The 16,798-nt window shown below is 72.8% G+C and carries 15 protein-coding genes; 9 read left to right on the top strand and 6 right to left on the bottom strand.

Features of this window, described 5'->3' with window-relative positions; all coding sequences use genetic code 11:
- Nucleotides 1-83 precede the first annotated feature (83 nt).
- The 5 genes from ABIA35_RS42170 to ABIA35_RS42150 all read left to right on the top strand — a co-directional run bounded on the left by ABIA35_RS42170 (nucleotide 84) and on the right by ABIA35_RS42150 (nucleotide 5,905).
- Entirely contained in the window at nucleotides 84-2,015 is a 1,932-nt protein-coding gene (locus ABIA35_RS42170) for a sensor histidine kinase (protein ID WP_370361717.1), read from the top strand.
- An 87-nt stretch (nucleotides 2,016-2,102) separates the two neighbouring features.
- Complete coding sequence (locus ABIA35_RS42165) at nucleotides 2,103-3,239, top strand: FAD-binding oxidoreductase (protein WP_370361716.1); 1,137 nt, start codon at nucleotides 2,103-2,105, stop codon at nucleotides 3,237-3,239.
- Between the two features lie 107 nt (nucleotides 3,240-3,346).
- Entirely contained in the window at nucleotides 3,347-4,678 is a 1,332-nt protein-coding gene (locus ABIA35_RS42160) for a sensor histidine kinase (RefSeq protein WP_370361715.1), read from the top strand.
- Nucleotides 4,679-4,796: 118 nt separating this feature from the next.
- On the top strand, nucleotides 4,797-5,444 hold the full coding sequence (locus ABIA35_RS42155) for a response regulator (RefSeq protein WP_370361714.1): 648 nt from the start codon (nucleotides 4,797-4,799) through the stop codon (nucleotides 5,442-5,444).
- Nucleotides 5,444-5,905 (top strand): ASCH domain-containing protein, encoded by a 462-nt coding sequence (locus ABIA35_RS42150; RefSeq protein WP_370336640.1) that lies wholly within the window; start codon nucleotides 5,444-5,446, stop codon nucleotides 5,903-5,905. The genes ABIA35_RS42155 and ABIA35_RS42150 overlap by 1 nt, the downstream gene beginning before the upstream one ends.
- A 35-nt stretch (nucleotides 5,906-5,940) precedes the next feature.
- Here ABIA35_RS42150 and ABIA35_RS42145 read toward each other — a convergent pair whose 3' ends face one another.
- Nucleotides 5,941-6,702, bottom strand: a complete 762-nt coding sequence (locus ABIA35_RS42145; protein WP_370336642.1) for an SDR family oxidoreductase — start codon at nucleotides 6,700-6,702, stop codon at nucleotides 5,941-5,943.
- Between the two features lie 125 nt (nucleotides 6,703-6,827).
- On the opposite strand from ABIA35_RS42145, the gene ABIA35_RS42140 reads away from it, so the two are divergent.
- Entirely contained in the window at nucleotides 6,828-7,295 is a 468-nt protein-coding gene (locus ABIA35_RS42140; RefSeq protein ID WP_370336644.1) for an Rrf2 family transcriptional regulator, read from the top strand.
- A gap of 223 nt (nucleotides 7,296-7,518) precedes the next feature.
- Here the strand turns inward: ABIA35_RS42140 and ABIA35_RS42135 are convergent, their stop codons facing one another.
- Nucleotides 7,519-7,953, bottom strand: a complete 435-nt coding sequence (locus tag ABIA35_RS42135) for a pyridoxamine 5'-phosphate oxidase family protein (protein ID WP_370336646.1) — start codon at nucleotides 7,951-7,953, stop codon at nucleotides 7,519-7,521.
- A gap of 192 nt (nucleotides 7,954-8,145) precedes the next feature.
- On the opposite strand from ABIA35_RS42135, the gene ABIA35_RS42130 reads away from it, so the two are divergent.
- Entirely contained in the window at nucleotides 8,146-10,044 is a 1,899-nt protein-coding gene (locus ABIA35_RS42130) for a hypothetical protein (RefSeq protein ID WP_370361713.1), read from the top strand.
- 60 nt (nucleotides 10,045-10,104) lie between these two features.
- Nucleotides 10,105-11,112, top strand: coding sequence for a LacI family DNA-binding transcriptional regulator (locus ABIA35_RS42125; protein WP_370361712.1), 1,008 nt, complete (start codon nucleotides 10,105-10,107; stop codon nucleotides 11,110-11,112).
- On the opposite strand, the gene ABIA35_RS42120 is transcribed toward ABIA35_RS42125, so the two are convergent.
- The 3 genes from ABIA35_RS42120 to ABIA35_RS42110 form a co-directional block, all read right to left on the bottom strand.
- Entirely contained in the window at nucleotides 11,099-11,326 is a 228-nt protein-coding gene (locus tag ABIA35_RS42120) for a GNAT family N-acetyltransferase (RefSeq protein ID WP_370361711.1), read from the bottom strand. The two genes, ABIA35_RS42125 and ABIA35_RS42120, sit on opposite strands and share 14 nt — an antisense overlap.
- A gap of 28 nt (nucleotides 11,327-11,354) precedes the next feature.
- Entirely contained in the window at nucleotides 11,355-11,528 is a 174-nt protein-coding gene (locus ABIA35_RS42115; RefSeq protein WP_370361710.1) for a hypothetical protein, read from the bottom strand.
- Between the two features lie 114 nt (nucleotides 11,529-11,642).
- Nucleotides 11,643-12,365, bottom strand: a complete 723-nt coding sequence (locus ABIA35_RS42110) for an MBL fold metallo-hydrolase (RefSeq protein WP_370361709.1) — start codon at nucleotides 12,363-12,365, stop codon at nucleotides 11,643-11,645.
- 106 nt (nucleotides 12,366-12,471) lie between these two features.
- Between ABIA35_RS42110 and ABIA35_RS42105 the strand changes: the two genes are divergently transcribed.
- Nucleotides 12,472-15,405: a BTAD domain-containing putative transcriptional regulator gene (locus tag ABIA35_RS42105; RefSeq protein ID WP_370361708.1), complete on the top strand. Its 2,934-nt coding sequence runs from the start codon at nucleotides 12,472-12,474 to the stop codon at nucleotides 15,403-15,405.
- Between the two features lie 68 nt (nucleotides 15,406-15,473).
- Here ABIA35_RS42105 and ABIA35_RS42100 read toward each other — a convergent pair whose 3' ends face one another.
- Nucleotides 15,474-15,647 carry a hypothetical protein gene (locus ABIA35_RS42100; RefSeq protein ID WP_370361706.1) on the bottom strand — a complete coding sequence of 58 codons (174 nt, stop codon included), beginning with the start codon at nucleotides 15,645-15,647 and terminating at the stop codon, nucleotides 15,474-15,476.
- Between the last annotated feature and the right edge of the window lie 1,151 nt (nucleotides 15,648-16,798).

The raw sequence follows: 16,798 nt of genomic DNA, 5'->3' as shown, positions 1-16,798 counted from the left end.
CGTGCGCGTATGGAGAGCGGGGGGCGATGGCCGGGGTACGGGGGGACACGACGCGGGACGCGAACAGGCGCACCGTCGGTGTCTTGTCGCGGGTTCCGGGGCCCGGGGCGATCCGGCCGATCGTCGTGGGCTGGCTCGCGGCCGTGGCCACGGTGCGGTTCGGCGTGCTCGGCGGCGCCGGGGTCGGCTGGACGGTGTGGACGGTGGCGCTGCTCGCGATGCAGGTCGCGCTCCAGGCCTCGTACATCGTCGCCGGACGCCGGCTGCGCGGCACGGTCCTCGGCTGGTCGGTGGTCGCGGCGCAGGCGGTGCTCACCTACCTGCCCTTCGTGCTGTTCGGCCACAACTGGATGGCCGGCAACTCGGGCTTCCTGCTCGGCGCCGTCCTGCTGACCGCCGGGCCGGTTGCCGGGCTGCCGCTCGCGGTCGGTGTCGCGGCCGGCGAGGTGGTGCTGTCGTACACGGTGCTGCACATGACGCAGGCCTCGTACATCGCATATTCGGTGACGGCGCCGGTGGACAACGGCGTCCAGTTCTGGAGTTTGGTGACGCTGGCACAGGTCGCGGCGGACCTGCGGACCGAACGCACGGAGCTGGCCCGCCTGGCCGAGGCCGAGGAACGCTCTCGGGCCGAGCGCACCCTCCGCGACGTCTTTGGCCGTCTGCTGGTGAGCGTCGAAGACCACGTTACCCGCGCATTGCAAAGCCTCGCATCGCAAAGCCTCGCGGCATCGTCCTCGCAGGCCGCGGACGACGTGGCGGCCGCGGTCCGGACGGCGCGGGAGTGCCAGTCCGTGGTGCGTTCGGCGGCCGACTCCGAACCGCGGCCGGAAACGGACTCGCCGAGCGCGTACGACGCCGGTTCGGTCCGCAGCGCGCTGAGCGGGCAGCTGATCGCCGTGGTGGCGCTGAACCTGCTGCTGGTCGCCTACTTCTTCCAAGGGCTGCTCGACGGCGTCGACGGCCAGATCACCTCGCTGCTCGTCCCCGCCTCCGGGGCGATGATCCTCGGTGCGATCGTGGCCCTGTACCGGCGGCGGGACGAGCTCGGCCGGCCCGGTTCGCGGGTCGCGGCATACGTGCGGGTCGTGGCCGTCGTGGGTGCCGTGGCCTATTCGGTGGTCTTCGTCGTGATCGCGGTGCTCACCGCGCCCCCGGCGGGCGTGTGGGCCGGGTCGGGGTTCCTGGTGGCCGGGATCGTGCTGGTCCAGTGGCGCGTCGGCATGACCTGGGGAGCGCTGCTGGTCCTGCCCGCCGGCACCGTCGCGCTGATGGCGGTGATCACACCGGCCAGCTACACCTCGTCGGCCGACGTCATCTACTACTTCGCGAGCATCGCCGCGATCGGCGCGGACTCCTACGGCATGGTGCGCCTGGTCCAGTTCGAGGGCGCGCTGGCCCGGACGCGGCGCCGCGCGGTGACGCTGGCCGCGCTGCGGGAACGGACGCGGGTCGCCCGCGACGTGCACGACCTGCTGGGGCTGGGCATCACGACGATCGTGCTGAAGGGGGAGCTCGCGGCGCGGCTCCTCGACAGCGATCCGGAGCGCGCCCGGACCCACCTGACCGAGATGCGACGGCTCGCGGCCGAAGCGGCCGCCGGGGCCGAGGCCCTGGTCGCCGCCGCCGGTGCGGGGTCCGAGGCCTCGGTGCGCGCCGAGCTGCTCAGCGCGGAGCGGACGCTGGCCGGCGCCGGGATCGCCGTCGACCTCCAGGTCGCCGAGGAGACGGCTTCGGATCCGGTGGACGCGGTCTGCGGTGTCGTCCTCCGCGAGGCCATAACCAACGTTCTGCGACACTCCGCCGCCGAGAAGGTGCGTATCGCCTTCGGATTCGAGGCGGGCCGCGTCCGGCTCCGGGTGGAGAACGACGGTCTGCGCGCGGCGGAGGCCGGCCTCGGGCCCGGCGGACGGGGCCTGCGCAACATGGCGTCGCGGGTCGCCGAGGCCGGCGGCGAGTTCGACGCGGTGGCGGCCGACGGCTGGTTCCGGCTGTCGGTGGACCTGCCGATGTGAAGTTTTCACGCGGCGACGGGGAATCCGTTACCGGGACGGGTGATCGGCGCACTTACCCGGCTGATCACCCGATGGAACGATCGAGGCATGGAACGAGCTGAGACGGGGCCCGGCACGGTGCTGAACGCCGGGGATGCTGCGGATCTGGTGCGCTTCGCCCCCTGCGTGGGGGCGCGGGTGGCGACCGGGACCGATGGCTGGGACGACTTCGACCCGGACACGATCGTGGTCCGCACCGACGGTCTGGACCGGATCTCGGTCTGCGCGCGTTCGCGGATCGCGAAGGTCGGGGCCGGGGTGCGCGCGGGGGAGTTGGGAGCCGCGCTGGCTCCGTACGGGCTGATGGCTTCCGTCGCCGGCTCGACCCACGAGCGCGTGGCGGATCTGGCGCTCACCGGCGGGCTCGGCTGGTTCGCGCGCAAGTACGGACTCGCATCCGACGACGCGGTGGCCTTCGAGGTCGTCGATGCCGACGCGAACCTGCTGCGGGCCAGCGCTCACGAGAACGAGGACCTGTTCTGGGCGTTGTCGGGCGGAGGCGCCGGTTTCGGGCTCGTGACCGCCGTGGAGGTGCAGCTGCACCCGGCGCCGGAAGCGTTCGGCGGGACGATCGTGTGGCCGGCGGCTGCGGCTTCGGAGGTGATGGCGGCGTTGGCGGAGGTCGTGGCGTCGGCGCCGGAGGAGCTGTCGGTGCGGGTGACCGCGGCGCGGGTCCCCGGAACGGCGGCCACGGTCTCGATGTCGGCGGCGTTCCTCGGGGCCGAGGAGGACGCCCGGGTGGCGCTCAAGCCGTTCGCGGCGCTCGGGGGCGAGGTGCTGAACACCTGCCGGTCCTTGCCTCCGGCGGAGATCGGCGGGTTCACAGGCGATCCGGTGGAGCCGGTGCCGGGGCGGGCTCGGGCGGCGGTGCTGTCAGAGATCGATGATGCATTGGGCGCACTGGCCGTGCCGGAAGCCTCGGCCGTGCAGGTGCGGCATCTCGGCGGACGGCTGGCCGAGTCCTCGGCGAAGGGGCCGCACGGCGCGCTCGACGGCGAGTTCGCGGTCTTCCTCGCGGGTCCGGCGGCGAGGCGGGAAGCCGTGACCGCGCGCACGCCGCTGGCCTGGCTCGGCGCCGACGATCCGGTGGCGCGGGCGTTCGGCGACGCGGAGCTCACCCGGTTGCGCGAGATCAAGGCGGCCTGGGATCCGAACGGCGTGTTCGTGGGGCGGTGTCTCGGTTGAGCAGGCCGGATGCCGGAGCGGTCATCCGGATGGGGCGGTTAACCGAACCGCGGAACCTTCGTGCCCGCACGCTGGGCCGGCGGTCTGCGGTCGATCATGATGGTGGCATGCTCACCACGCCGTCACAGCCCGCTGGGGGCGTTGCCGAGTCCGACGTTGCCGAATCCGAAGGGCCGCGGATCGGGTTCGTCGCGGCGTCGCTGTATCTCGTCGCCAGCTCGGTGCTGTGGGCCGTCGCGTTCGCGGGGGTCAGCGCACTGCTGCTGCTCGGCGTGGTGATGTCGGTGACGCCGCTCGGGCCGTGGGTGATAGCGGTCGGGATCGCGGCGGCGCGGGGGTTCGGGGTGCTGTACCGAGGGCTGGTGCTGCGGCTGTTCGGGGAGCGGTTGGAGCCGCCGGCCGAACGCACCGAGCGGGGCGCCTTGGCGTGGCGGCGCTTCATGCTCAGCGCCGACGGCGGCGGCTGGACGGAGGCCGCGTTCCTGTCCGTGCGGCTGCCGGTGGCGCTGCTGAACCTGATCGTCGGCGTGGGGCTGTGGGTCTACGGACTGCTGTGGGTGTTCTGGCCGCTGATGCGGAACTGGGACGACCTCTACACGCGCCGGCCCGACGGCACCGTCCGGCGCGGACTGCACATCTTCGGGTTCTGGTTCGACACGCTGCCGCGCTCGTTCCTGCTCACCGCCGCCGGGCTGCTGACCGTCGCGCTGGCGGCGTGGACGGCGCGCAAGCTGGTGGGGCTGGATCTGCGGTTCTACCGCGTGGTGCTCGGCTCGGGCCGGATGGCGGCGCGGGTCCGGCAGCTGGAGCGCTCGCGCAGCTACGCCGTCGACGACTCGGCGGCGACACTGCGCCGCATCGAGCGCGACCTGCACGACGGCGCGCAGGCCCGGCTGGTCGCCCTCGGCATGCAGCTGGTGATGCTGAAGGACAGCCTGGGCGGGGAGGCGGCCGACGACCCGCGGCTGGAGAACAGCCGGGGGCTGATCGACCAGGCGCAGGTCACGGCGAAGACCGCGATCGCCGAACTGCGCGACCTGGTCCGCGGCATCCACCCGCCGACCCTGGACCAGGGGTTGGAGACGGCGCTGCGCACGCTGACCGCCAACGGCCCGATCCCGGCGGACCTGACGGTGCGGGTCCCCGAGCCGCGTCCGGCCGCCGCGATCGAGACCATGGCCTACTTCTGCGCCGCCGAACTGCTCACCAACGTCGCCAAGCACGGACACGCCACGCGCGCGACCGTGACGGTCCAGACCGATGCGCGCCAGCTGACGCTGCGCGTCGCGGACGACGGGCGCGGCGGTGCCCGGATGCGGCCGGGCGGCGGGCTGGCCGGGTTGGCGGACCGGGTCGGGACCGTGGACGGGACGATCGGGATCGACAGTCCCGAGGGCGGGCCGACGGTGGTGACGGTCGCTTTGCCGTTGAAGGCCTGAGCGCGCGCTACGGTGGTCCCACCTGCCGCCAACGCGGTTATCGCCGTTATCGCGGCCAACGCCGCCAACGTTGCCGCCGCCGTCACCGCCGTCACCGCACCGAAGGGCCGCCACCACCGTGCGCATCGTCATCGCCGAGGACACCGCGATCCTGCGGGACGGCCTCGTGCAGCTGCTCAGGTCGCGCGGGCAGGAGGTGGCCGCGGCGGTCGGCGACGCGCCGGCGCTGCTGGCCGCGGTGGACGAGCACCGGCCGGACGTCGCGGTCGTCGACATCCGCCTGCCCCCGGACCACACCGACGAGGGCGTGCGCGCGGCGGTCGAGCTGCGGCGGCGGCATCCGGATCTCGGCATCCTGATGTTCTCGCAGTATGTCGAGGCACGCTTCGCCACCGATCTGCTCGCGTACAGCTCCAAGGGCGTCGGCTACCTGCTCAAGGAGCGCGTGGTCGACATCGACGACTTCGTCGACGCGCTCACCCGGGTCGCCTCCGGCGGCACCGCGCTGGATCCGGAGGTCGTCACGCAGCTCGTCGGGGCCAACCGGCGGCCGGACCGCGCCGAGCGCCTGACCCCGCGCGAGACCGAGGTGATGGCGCTGGTGGCCGAGGGCCGGACCAACGCCGCGATCGCCGGCACGCTGGTGATCGGCGAGCGCGCGGTCGAGAAGCACGTCGCCAACATCTTCACCAAGTTCGATCTGCCGCAGACCGACGTCGACCACCGGCGCGTGCTCGCGGTCCTGCGCTATCTGGGAGTGGGCTGATGACCGGGACGACCGAGCACCCGGCGGTCTCCGCCGCCGAGGTCGCGGACCTGCCGACCACCGGCTTCGCCTTCCCCGGCCCGCTGCGCGACCAGCTCAACGCCGCGATCCTGGACGGGAGCAAGACCTCGACCACGTCGCTGGTCCTGGAATACCGCCGGGAGAACGAGCCGTTCCCGGAGGTCGGGCAGCGCGCGGTGGTGCTCGGCAGCGACGAGCGGCCGCTGGCCGTGATCGAGACGACCGAGGTGCGGTGCGCGCTGCTCGGCGACGTCGATCTGCGGCACGCCCTCGACGAGGGGGAGGGCTGCGCCTCCGTCGCCGAATGGCGTGTCGGGCATGAGGATTTCTGGCACAGCGACACCATGCGGCGCTACCTCGAAGACCCGGAGTTCACCGTGGACGACGACACCGAGGCGCTGCTGGAGCGCTTCAAGGTCGTCGCCCTCATCGAGGGGTAGCGGAGCGGCTGCCGGCTGACGGTTGCCGGCCGCGGCTACTGCCCCGCGGACTTCCGCTCCTGCTCCAGCCACTCGTCGAAGGTCGTCGGCGCGATGTGCGCGCGCTCGCCGGGCAGCAGGGTGTTCCCGGCCATCGCCGGCCCGAACAGGCCGCCGTCCCACGTCGGCTCCAGCTTGACGCTCTGGCCCCGGGCCTCCAGCGTGCGCCGCGCCATGTCCACCATGTCCTGCTTCTCCGGCCCGGCGACGTCGGCGAAGCGCCCGGTGGGCTTGCCGACGGCGACCATCGCCAGCACCGCGGCGACGTCCGCCGGCGCGATCGGCTGCAGCAGCAGCGGGGCGATGGGGGCGACGCCGTTCTGCGTGACCCAGCCCGCGACCATGGCGGGGAAGTCGTGGAACTGGGTGGCCGGGACGATCGTCCAGGGCACGTTCCCGGCCTCGACCAGGCGCTCCTGCTCCCGCTTGCCGGCGTAGTGGGCGTTGCCCTCGGTGCGGGAGACGCCGACGATCGACAGCAGCACGTGGTGCCGCACGCCGGCCCGCTCCCCGGCGGCCAGCAGGTTCTCGGTGGCCTTGCCGAACCAGGCGACGGTCTCCTCCGGCGAGGCGGCCGGCCCGTTGCTGGCGTCGACGACGGCGTCCACCCCGGCCAGCGCCTCGTCCAGGCCGTCCCCGGAGATCAGGTCCACGCCCTGCTTGCGGCTGATCCCCACCACCTCGTGCCCGGCACGCTCCAGGGCCGCGACGGTGAGGGTTCCGATGTTGCCGGTGGCGCCGGCGACGGCGATGCGCATGGAGGTTCTCCTTGATCGCGGGACCTGGACCCGTCCGGCCGCAGGACCCTGCTGCGTGCGGGATCGTGCCGCCGACTCTATCTCGGACTAAATAGATCCGCAATCTCTGAGATAGAATCGCCGGCATGAAGCTGCCGACCAGCACGGAATGGGTCCTGCACTGCGCCGCCTCCCTGGCCCAGCTGCAACCCGGCCAGACCGCCTCGGCGGCGCAGCTGGCGGCCTACTACGACCTCCCGGCGCCCTACCTGGCCAAGCAGCTCCAAGCCCTGACCCGCGCCGGCATCCTGGCCGCCACCACCGGCCCCCGCGGCGGCTTCCGCCTGGCCCGCCCCGCGAAGGACATCACCATGCTGCAGGTGGTCGAGGCGGTGGACGGAGCCGCCGCGCCGTACGAGTGCCGCGAGATCCGCCAGCAGGGCCGAGGCGCATTGGCCGCCGAGGAGTGCCAGGAAACCTGCCCGCTGGCGCGCACCATGGCCGAGGCGCACGCCGCATGGCGGGCCAGCCTCGCGGCGGTGTCGCTCGGGGACATCCTGGACGAGCTCCCGGCGAGCGCGCCGGGGCGGACGCGGCGGATTCTTTTGGGGTAGGGGAGGCCGGGCTGCCGGGCCGCGAAGCCAGATCGCCGCGCTGCCAAGTTGCTGGGCCGCTCGGCCGCGCTGCCAAGTTGCTGGGCCGCTCGGCCGCGCTGCCAAGTTGCTGGGCCGCTCGGTCGCGCTGCCAAGCCGCCGCGCTGCCAGGTCGCTGGTCCGCGAAGCCAAGTCGCCGCGCTGCCGCCGGGCCGGCCCGCGCCGCCGCCTCCCCGCGGGCCCGCTACTTCCGCCGGATCTCGCGCACTCCGCCCTCGGGCGTCCACAGGCGGATCACCAGCTCGTCGTTCTCGACCGTCGTGAGCACCGCCTCCCGGATGTCCAGTTCGAACAGGTCCGAGCCCTCCGGGTCGCCGCTCGGCACCGCTGTCGCGACGCCGGCGAGCTTCGCGTCGCCGCCGTCCATCGAGCCGTCGCCGGGGTTGGCGTGCAGGGCGAAGCGGCCGTCGCGCTTGAGGTCCTTGCCCTTCAGGGCTTCCGCCATCGAGCCCAGGCGGAGGTGGCCGTCGTCGGTGAGGTCGACTTCGGTGCCGCTCACGCGGGGTGCGCCGGTCGTGCGCAGGGTGGCCAGCACGTGGTGCTTGGTCGCGGTCAGGCGGGCCCGGATCGGGGCGGCCAGGTCGGGTGCTGCGTCTGCGAACTGTTGCCAGGTAGCCATAGCTTCTCAGTCTGCTCCAGGGTTCTGACAAAGGAGCTGTGCGCCACTCATGGCAAACAACTGACAAAGAGTGCTCTTGGTCTGACAGGGTTGGGGTAGCGGTGCGGTGGCGCGGTGGTTGATGAAAAACGCAGATCGTGGTGACTATCCGCACCGTGAATCGTTCTTCACCCCGGAGAAGGGAGAGCCCTCGTGCTCGACGATCGCGACCGCCCCGCCGGCGGGCGGGAGGATCTCGAGGCGGCTTTGGTGCTGCACTATTCGCGCCTGGTCCGCATCGCGTACCTGGCGCTGCCGCCAGAAGGCGACCGGCACGGCCGGGTGCTGGCGGCGCACGCCATAGCGCAGCGCACGCTGCCGGGCCGGCTGGTGCGGCGCTCGCCGAAGCGGGCGGACGGTGATTCCTACGCCATCTTGCGCCAGGCCGTCGTCGCCGCGGTGCTGCGCCGGAGGTGGTGGCCGCGCTCCCTGCACCAGCCCTATGTCTGGGGTCTGCGATTCTTCCCGCTCGGCGGCGGGTCGCAGGAGCTGGCCGTGGACGCCGCGCTGCGCGGTCTGAACGTGACCGCGCGCATGGCGTACGTGCTGCTGGCGCTCGAGGACCTCGGTGCCGACGAGGTGGCCGCGCTGCTCGCCGACACCGGCGTGCGCGGCGTGCCGGCGGCGCTGGAGACGGCGCAGCGGCTGCTCGCCGAACATCCGGCCGACGTCCTGGAATCCTCGGAGTTCGACCCCTGCACGCTGCGCACCCGCCCCACCGACCTGTCCCGGCGCAGGCGCCAGGTCCGGGTCGCGACGGCCGTCGGCGGCGCCGCGCTGGCCGTGGTGCTGGCCGTCGTGATCGGCGTCGGCGGCTCCGGGCCGAGCGGCGCGGAGGCGGCGGCCGGCGCCGCGAACGCCGCCGCGCGCACCCCGGTGCAGGTGGACGGCGCCGCGTGGCAGCAGAGTCCGCGCCTGGACTTCGGCGTGTGGCCGGCGCGCGGTGACGGGGACGCCACCTCGTCCACGGCCGTCGGGCAGGCGCTCGACGCCTGGACGACGCAGCGTCCTGACGTCTACAAGCCCGGGCCCGATGTCGCCGACGGCCCGCCGTTGCAGCCGGTCCACGTCCTGTGGAGCGGGCACCTGGACGGCGCGACCGTCGTGCTCCTCTTCGACTCGACGCGGCTGGCCCGCTACACGCAGCCCGACGCCCCGACAAACGACGATCCGGTCCGCCTGGACGTGGTGCGCGCCGACGACTCCGATCAGACCTCGGCCGGCGCCGTGGTGCTGCGCTCGACCGCGGCCGGCGATCGCTGGCTGGTGGCGCCGTGGGTGGACACCGTCGGTGTCAGGGACCTGCGAACCCCGGCGGTCGCGACCACGCCCGCCGCCGTGTCCGACGGCGTCACCGCGGCCGTGCCCGCGCCGCCGGCGTCCGGCTGCGGCTCCTGGCCGCTGATCCAGCTGCACGCGGCCCCGGCGGTCGGCGGCCAGACGGTCGCGATGACGGACCTCGGCGGCGTGACCGGCACCAATCTGCTGTACACCGCGCCGCCGAAGATCGACCCGGCGCAGGCGCCGCGCGAGGTGGCGACCGTGGACACGTACGGCGCCGAATCGCGGGTGGCCTGCGGCCTGTCGGCGTTGCGGGGCCAGGACGTGAAGCAGGTCGACACCTGGGTCTTCGCGCAGCAGCCGCTGCCGGAGTCTCAGGGCCTTGCGTCGTGGGTCTGCGTGCGCGCCGACCAGTGGAGCGGCAGCGGCTCGGCGACCAGCGAGTTCCTGCCGCCGGCGGTCGCGGCCCCGGCGACGGCGACCGGCAGCGAGTCGGACGGCAGGTCCTGCTCGGCGCTCGGGCAGAACGTCGTCGCGCAGGCCCGGTGGCGCGCCCCGGACGGGAAGACCTATCTGCTCGTCGCCGGGTCGCGGCACGTGGTGAAGGTCTCTGTCGTCGACGGCGCCGGAGCCGTGCGCCAGACGGTCGCAGCACCCGAGCACACCGCGGCCGTGATCCTCACCGGCGCGGCGGCCGCCACCGGCAGCGGCGTCGGCGTCCTGGACACCGGCGGGCAGCTGCGGCCGATGGATCCCCAGCAGGGGCAGTAGACGATCGGCTGCCGTGCCACAATCCTGCTGGGGGTTTGGCACGTAGGACGGGGGAACGGAATGCGGGTCACCATCGCCCATGTGGCGTTGCGAGCCGGGGTGAGCAAAGCCACGGTCTCGCGGGTGCTCAACGGAAAAGGGGAGACGGACGCGGCCACCGAGGCCCGGGTCCGGCGGGTCGTCAAGGAGCTCGGCTACGTGCCCAGCGCCCGGGCGGTGTCGCTGGCCAAGGGCCGGACCGGGGTGGTCGGCGTGCTCGCGCCCGCCCTCACCCGGCCGTGGCTCGCGCAGGTGATGCAGGGCGTCGTGGACTCGATGGAGAACAGCGGCCACGGGCTGATGCTGTTCACCCGCACCCGCGGCGACGACTCCTTCCGGCGCTTCGCCGGCCAGGTCGACGCCAACGCCTTCGACGGCCTGTTGGTGATAGAGCCCGAGGAGACGGCGCCCGCGGTGGCCGCGATGGCCTCGGCCGCGCTGCCCGTGGTCCTGATCGGCGACCGGGATGCCGGGCCGGGGATACCGGCCGTGGCCTCCGGGAACCGCCCCGGCGCGCGACAGGCCGCCGAGCACCTGCTGAGCCTGGGCCGGCACCGGCCGCTGGTGCTCGCCGGACCCGAGGGCTACGACTGCACCGCCGAGCGCCTGGAGGCCTTCACCGGCGTCTTCGCCGAGGCCGGATTCCCGATACCCCAGCAGGCCTGCTTCCCCGGCGACTACTCCGGCGAGTCCGGCCGCGTGGCCGTGTCGCGGGCCGTGGCCGACGGGATCGAGTTCGATGCCGTGTTCACCCACAACGACCTGTCGGCCTCGGGCGTCCTGCAGATGCTCGGGATGACGGGCCTGCCGGTGCCGGAGAGTGTGGCGGTCGTCGGGTTCGACGACGCCGGACACGCCGCGCTCGGCGCGCCGGCGCTCACCGCGGTGCGCCGTCCGCTGCGCGACATGGGGGCCGAGGCGGCGCGGATGCTGGCCTCGGCGCTGGCCGGTGCGGCGGTCCCGGACGAGCCCGTCGAGATCGCGACCGATCTCGTCGTCCGGGAATCCACGGTCATCAGGACTCCGTGACGTCCTGCCGGTAGAAGTACAGCCCGCCCTCTTCTTTCACCAGCGCGAAGCCCGTCTTGTCCAGGACGCGTTGTGAGGGGGCGTTGCCGGTCTCGGTGTCGGCGACCATCGTGCGCACCTCAGCGTGCGACCGGCAGAAGGCCACCAGACCGCCGAGGGCCTCGGTCGCGTATCCGTGGCCGCGGGCGCCGGGCACGAGCCCGTAGCCGAACATGACCTGGCCCTCCTCGTCCGGGGCCCCATCAATACTGCGACGCGGAGCGTCTCCTTAACGGGCGGTGGTGGGAGACGGGTGGGGCAATGGTGCCGATCGCCGCGCCGTCCTGGTCGATCCGGTAGCAGCCGAACGGGCCGGCGTCGTGCCCGGCCTCGGCCGCGCCCAGGAAGCCCTGCACGCCGTCACGGTCGTCCTGCATCGGGAAGTCCGCGGCCCAGCTGTCCTGCTCGCCGGGCGTGACGTCGACGATGCGGCGTCCCTCCTCGACGGTGAGCAGGTGCAGGCTGAGCCGTTCGGTGGATAAACCGGTCGGTCATGCGCGTTTGGCCTCTTTCAGGTAGCGCCGTACGGTCTCGCGGGCGTTCTGGGTCACATGCTTGCCGTGGGTGAACGCGGCGATCTCGTAGTCCATCTCGCCGAGGACGTCCGCGGTCTGCTGGTTGAGCTTGATGTCGTTGCAGAACGCGCGGACGCCCCAGCTCAGTTTCCGCACGTTCCAGATCGAGTCGCCGGTGATCAGGACGCCGTCGGCCTCGTGCAGGAGCGCAACGTGCCCGGGGGTGTGGCCGGGGGTGTGCGTCACCCGCAGGCCGCCGCCTACCGGCAGCACGTCGCCGTCGGCGAACTCCTCGCCGACGATCACCTTGGCGAACTTGTTCGCCCCGGGGCCCAGCAGGTTCAGGATCTTGCCGCCCAGCGTCGAGCCGTCACGCCGCGGGGCGTGGCCGTCGCGGGCGTAGGGCGCGTCGATGGCGCTGATGGAGACGTCCGCGTCGGTGCTCTCCTTGATCTTCGCCACCCCGCCGGCGTGGTCGCCGTGGGCGTGGGTGAGCACGATGCGGTGGACGTCGGGCAGGCTCCTGCCCATCGCCTTCAGCCCGGCCTCGATGCGCTTGACCGAGCTGGGCATGCCGGTGTCGACCAGTGCGACCCGGCCGTCGTCCTCCAGGATCGCGAAGCTGTTGACGAAATCGAACGGTCCGGCAGGGATCCGCCAGATCTGGGGGGTCAGTTGGAACGCCGCTTGGCTGGCCATCGTGGATGCTCCTCGACATTCGACAACGTTTTTGCCCATGATGGCCGGACCGGATTGCGCGCGCATTGCGCGGGAGCCGGGCGGGGTTCGACGGATGGGGCGGGACATGCGTTACGCGGTCTTGGGGTCGTTGAAGGTGTGGGATGACGCCGGCGTCGAGGTCCCGGTACCCGCGGGGAAGCAGAGTTCGGTGTTGGCCGCGTTGCTGCTGCGGCCGGGACAGGTTGTCGGGTTCGACGCGCTGGTCGGTGCGCTGTGGGCGGACCGGCCGGTGGCCGGGGCGCGTTCGGGGCTGGCGACGTACGTCTCCCGGCTGCGCGCGGTGCTCGGGCCCGACGGTGCCTCGCGGGTCCGGCACGAGGGCCGCGGCTACTTGTTCGCCCCCGAGGCCGGAGACGAGATCGACCACGTGCGGGCCGCGGACCTGGAATGCCGGGCGCGCGCGGCGGCCGTGGAGGGACGCTGGTCGCAGGCTTGTGAGGCCTCTGCGACGGCACTGGGCCTGTGGCGCGGCGAGGCGTTGGCGGACGTGGAGTCCGACGAGCTGCGCGGCGAGTACCTGCCGTACTTGGAGGAACTACGGATCCGCTTGGAGCAGCTGCGGATCGACGCGCATCTGGCCCGCGGTGAGTTCGACGCGATCCTGCCGGCTTTGCGGGCTCTGGCCGGCTCGCATCCGCTGAACGAGCCCTTCCACGAGCGGCACTTCCTCGCGCTGTACGGCGCGGGCCGGCATGCCGACGCGCAGGAGTGGTACCGGCAGGTGCGGCTGCGGCTGCGGGAGGAGATCGGGTCCGAGCCGTCGCCGATGCTGCGCCGTTTCTATGAGCAGACGCTGCGTGGCGCCGGTGTCGGCGCGATGGTCGAGGACCTGCTCGGCCCGCGGCCCGTGACGCGGCCGGCGGCGGGGTTGGGGGCGGGGGTGGCGGAGCTGCCGATGCCGGGGGCGCTCGCGGCCGTGCGGGAAGCCGATGCGTTCTCGACCGAACCGCCGTTCCCGGACCTGCTGCCTCCGTCGCCGCGGCGGTTCGTCGGGCGCGAGGGCGAACTGGCTCTGCTGACCGAGGCCATGCGGGGGAACCATCCGCCGGACCTGCCGGGGTTGACGCTGCTGGTGGGCATGGCCGGGGTGGGCAAGTCGGCGTTGGCGCTGACGTGGGCCCACCGGTCGGCGCCGGCGTATCCGGACGGTCGGATCTACGTCGATCTGAAGGGGTTCGCCGATCGCGGCGCGCCGCTGACGGTCGACGAGGCGGTGCGGACGCTGCTGGACTGCTTCGGGATCCCGGAGCACCGGATGCCGGCCACCGCCGCCGGCCGGGTCGCGCTGTATCGGGCGGTGATCGCGGACAAGCGGGTGCTGATCGTGCTGGACAACGTCGGGCACTCCGATCAGGTGCGTCCGCTGCTGCCGCCGATGGGTCCGGCGCAGTTGCTGGCCACCAGCCGCAGTGCGCTGGCCAGCCTGGTGACGATCGACTTCGCGAAGAGCGTGAAGCTGGAGCCGTTGTCGGCGCGCGAGTCGCGGGATCTGCTGAACGTGCGGCTGGGCGCCGAGCGGACCAGCGGGCACGAGGAGGCACTCGCTGCCATCGCAGAGCACTGCGCTCACCTGCCGCTGGCGCTGGTGGTCGCGGCGGGGCGTGCTCGGGTGCGGCCGCAGACGCCTTTGGAGGAGTTGGCCGCGCAGCTCGGCGAGATCGGGAGCAGCCTGGGCGCTTTGGACGGCGGGGACGCGGCGGTGAACGTGCGGACCGTGCTGTCGTGGTCGTACCGGCAGCTCAGCCCGGAGGCGGCGCGCTTGTACCGGCTGCTGGCGCTGCATCCGGGGCCTGATCTGTCGATGGCCGCGGCGGCCTCGCTGGCCGGTCTGTCGATGGCCGACGCGCAGGCGACGCTGACCGAGCTGGTGTCGATGAACATGGCGGCGGTCGACGCGGACGGCCGGTACGGACGGCACGGGCTGCTGGAGGCGTTCGCGGCCGAGCGGCTGGCGGCGGAGGAGGACGGGGCCGAGCGGGACGCGGCGTTCCGGCGGCTCGTGGACCACTACCTGCGCGCCGCGGTGAGCGCGAACGTCTACGTCTCGACGGTCGCGCTGCCCTCGCCCGCGGAACTGCCGCCGCCCGGGCCGGACACGGTGTTCACGCCGGTCCGGGACACCGCCGGCGGCGGGGCGTGGTTCAACGGCGAGCGCGAGGTTCTCAGCGTCCTGGTCCCGGCGGTGGCCGCGGCGGGACTGGACGCCGAGGTGTGGCAGCTGGCGTGCGCGCTGTCCACCGGCCTGGCGCGCATCGGCCGCCTGCAGGAGGACGTCGCCAACGCCCGCCTGGCCCTGGACTCCGCCCGGCGCCTGGCCGACCCCGTGGCCGAGGCGCACGTGCACCGCATGTTCGGCCGCGACCTGCCCCGCCTGGGCGACCCCGAGGGCGGCCTGCGCCACCTGGGCAGGGCGCTCGAGCTGTACGGCGAGGCCGGCCACGGGGAGGGCGTCGCCGAGACGAAGCGGACGGTGGCGAACGTCCGCGTGGTCCAGGGCGACCTCGCCGCGGCGGTGCCGCTGCTGAACGAGTACCTGGCGTACGCGGAGGCCGCCGACGACCGCCACGGCCAGGCGATGGGCCTGAACGCACTGGGCTGGAGCTACGCGCACCTCGGCCGCCTGCCGGAGGCACTGGCCAGCTGCCGCAAGGCACTGAGACTGAAGGTCGCCAGCGGCCGCCTGGACCACATCGGCATGCTCTGGGACAGCCTGGCCCTGGTCCACCACCGCCTCGGCGACCTGGACGAGGCCCGCACCTGCTACCGCCGCGCCATCGCCGCCTGCCTCGCCGAGGGCGACACGACGCAGGCGGCCCTGTCCTCGATGCGCCTCGGCGACGCCCTGCGCGACCGCGGCGACCACGCCGGCGCGCGCGAGAACTGGCGCGAGGCGCTCGCGGTGTTCGAGGCCGCCCGGCGACCGGAGGCGGCGCTGGTGCGGGAACGGTTGTCGGCGATTCCGCGGCAGCGGTCGGGGGTGGAGTCGGGGTTGCGGTGACGGGGGGTGTGTCGGCGGCTCGACCCGAACCGCGCCCTTAGCCTTCAACCCTGACCGACGAACACGGCCTACACGACCAGCACGGCCAGCCCGACCAGCCCGACCAGCCCGACCAGCCCGTCCAAGCCGCCATCGACGCCGAGTTGCGCCTCCTGGACCCCGAGGTGCGCGCATCCCCGGACCGGGAGCTCGGTGTGGCGTCTGACGGAGACCGGCTGGCGGATGTACTTCCACCAGGGCACTCTGGCGGGTTAAGCGGCGCCCCTGGCCTGTTGGTGGGTGTGGCTGGTTGCGGTTTGTTGGTGGGTTGACAGTCACAGGCGTTTGTTGACGGCTTCGCGCAGGGTTTGCGGGATCCGTTGGTGGCGCGGGTCGGGGGTGGTGCTGGTTTCGTGGGGCGGTGGTGGTGTGGGTAGGTGGTTGGCTCTACTGCGAAAATCAAAGGCACGAGCAAGGGCACGAGCAAGGGCACGAGCAAGGTCAAGGTCAAGGGCTTACAGGCGCCTCCGGCGGCGCCTGCGCGGCGAGCGGCCTCGCTCCGGGGAGTGGGGGTTGCGCTGGCTGCTGCCGGTCGTTGCTTGTGGTCGCCTTTGTCCCGGATTCCCCGTCGCTTCGTCGCCCGGAGGGAACCATCCCGGCCTGGGCGGTGTCAAGCCGGATCACTGTTGCTGTGGCCCAGTATCGGCGGCTTGACACCGCCCAGTCCGGGATGGTTGTGCAAGCACCGCCGAAGCGACGGGGAATCCGGGACAACCCCCGCCTGTGGGAAGGGTTCCCGCACCTCACGCGCACACCACCTGGCCGCCGCTGTGCCTCACCGAGTGGACCCGGTCCACACCACAGACCGGGGTTGTCCCGGATTCCCCGTCGCTTCGGCGGGCGAAGCCAAGCAGGCCGGGCCGGTGGTGTCAAGTCGCTGATACCTGGCCACCAGCTGGGCGATCCGACTTGATACCACCGGACCGGTCTGCTTCCGTTAGGCGACGATGCGACGGGGAATCCGGGACAGAGGCGACCACAAGCAGCGTCCGCCGCCGGGCAGCGCGGCCCCCCATCCCCGGAGTGAGGCCGCTCGCCGCGCAGGCGCCGCCGGAGGCGCTTTTGACCTTGACTGTCGCTTTTGCTCTTGACTGTGGCTTTAGGCTCGGCGGCCTGCCCACACCACCGCCGCCCCACGAAACCAGCACCACCCCCGACCCGCGCCACCAACGGATCCCGCAAACCCCGCGCGAAGCCGTCAAGAAACGCCTGCAAGCCCCCACCCCAGCCGCACCCACACGAGGAACTGACCCACACATCAATGCCGGGTGTTTAAGGATTGATCTTGCCGGGTTGCAGGCTGGTCTCGATCTGCCGGTTTGATATGTCAATGAACGAAGCTCCCAGGTAGAAG

The organism is Catenulispora sp. MAP12-49 (genome assembly GCF_041262705.1).
Classification (GTDB): Bacteria; Actinomycetota; Actinomycetes; order Streptomycetales; family Catenulisporaceae; genus Catenulispora.
Note: the sequence above shows the minus strand (reverse complement) of the source record. Positions and strands in the feature narration are given on the sequence as shown.

Bases quoted from the DNA above. Each gene is read 5' to 3' on its own strand.
- ABIA35_RS42105 (WP_370361708.1), top strand. From the start codon at position 12,472: ATGCGTTACGCGGTCTTGGGGTCGTTGAAGGTGTGGGATGACGCCGGC.
- ABIA35_RS42150 (WP_370336640.1), top strand. From the start codon at position 5,444: ATGACCGGGACGACCGAGCACCCGGCGGTCTCCGCCGCCGAGGTCGCG.
- ABIA35_RS42140 (WP_370336644.1), top strand. From the start codon at position 6,828: ATGAAGCTGCCGACCAGCACGGAATGGGTCCTGCACTGCGCCGCCTCC.
- ABIA35_RS42125 (WP_370361712.1), top strand. From the start codon at position 10,105: ATGCGGGTCACCATCGCCCATGTGGCGTTGCGAGCCGGGGTGAGCAAA.
- ABIA35_RS42120 (WP_370361711.1), bottom strand. From the start codon at position 11,326: ATGTTCGGCTACGGGCTCGTGCCCGGCGCCCGCGGCCACGGATACGCG.
- ABIA35_RS42110 (WP_370361709.1), bottom strand. From the start codon at position 12,365: ATGGCCAGCCAAGCGGCGTTCCAACTGACCCCCCAGATCTGGCGGATC.
- ABIA35_RS42160 (WP_370361715.1), top strand. From the start codon at position 3,347: ATGCTCACCACGCCGTCACAGCCCGCTGGGGGCGTTGCCGAGTCCGAC.
- ABIA35_RS42165 (WP_370361716.1), top strand. From the start codon at position 2,103: ATGGAACGAGCTGAGACGGGGCCCGGCACGGTGCTGAACGCCGGGGAT.
- ABIA35_RS42135 (WP_370336646.1), bottom strand. From the start codon at position 7,953: ATGGCTACCTGGCAACAGTTCGCAGACGCAGCACCCGACCTGGCCGCC.
- ABIA35_RS42145 (WP_370336642.1), bottom strand. From the start codon at position 6,702: ATGCGCATCGCCGTCGCCGGCGCCACCGGCAACATCGGAACCCTCACC.
- ABIA35_RS42115 (WP_370361710.1), bottom strand. From the start codon at position 11,528: ATGCAGGACGACCGTGACGGCGTGCAGGGCTTCCTGGGCGCGGCCGAG.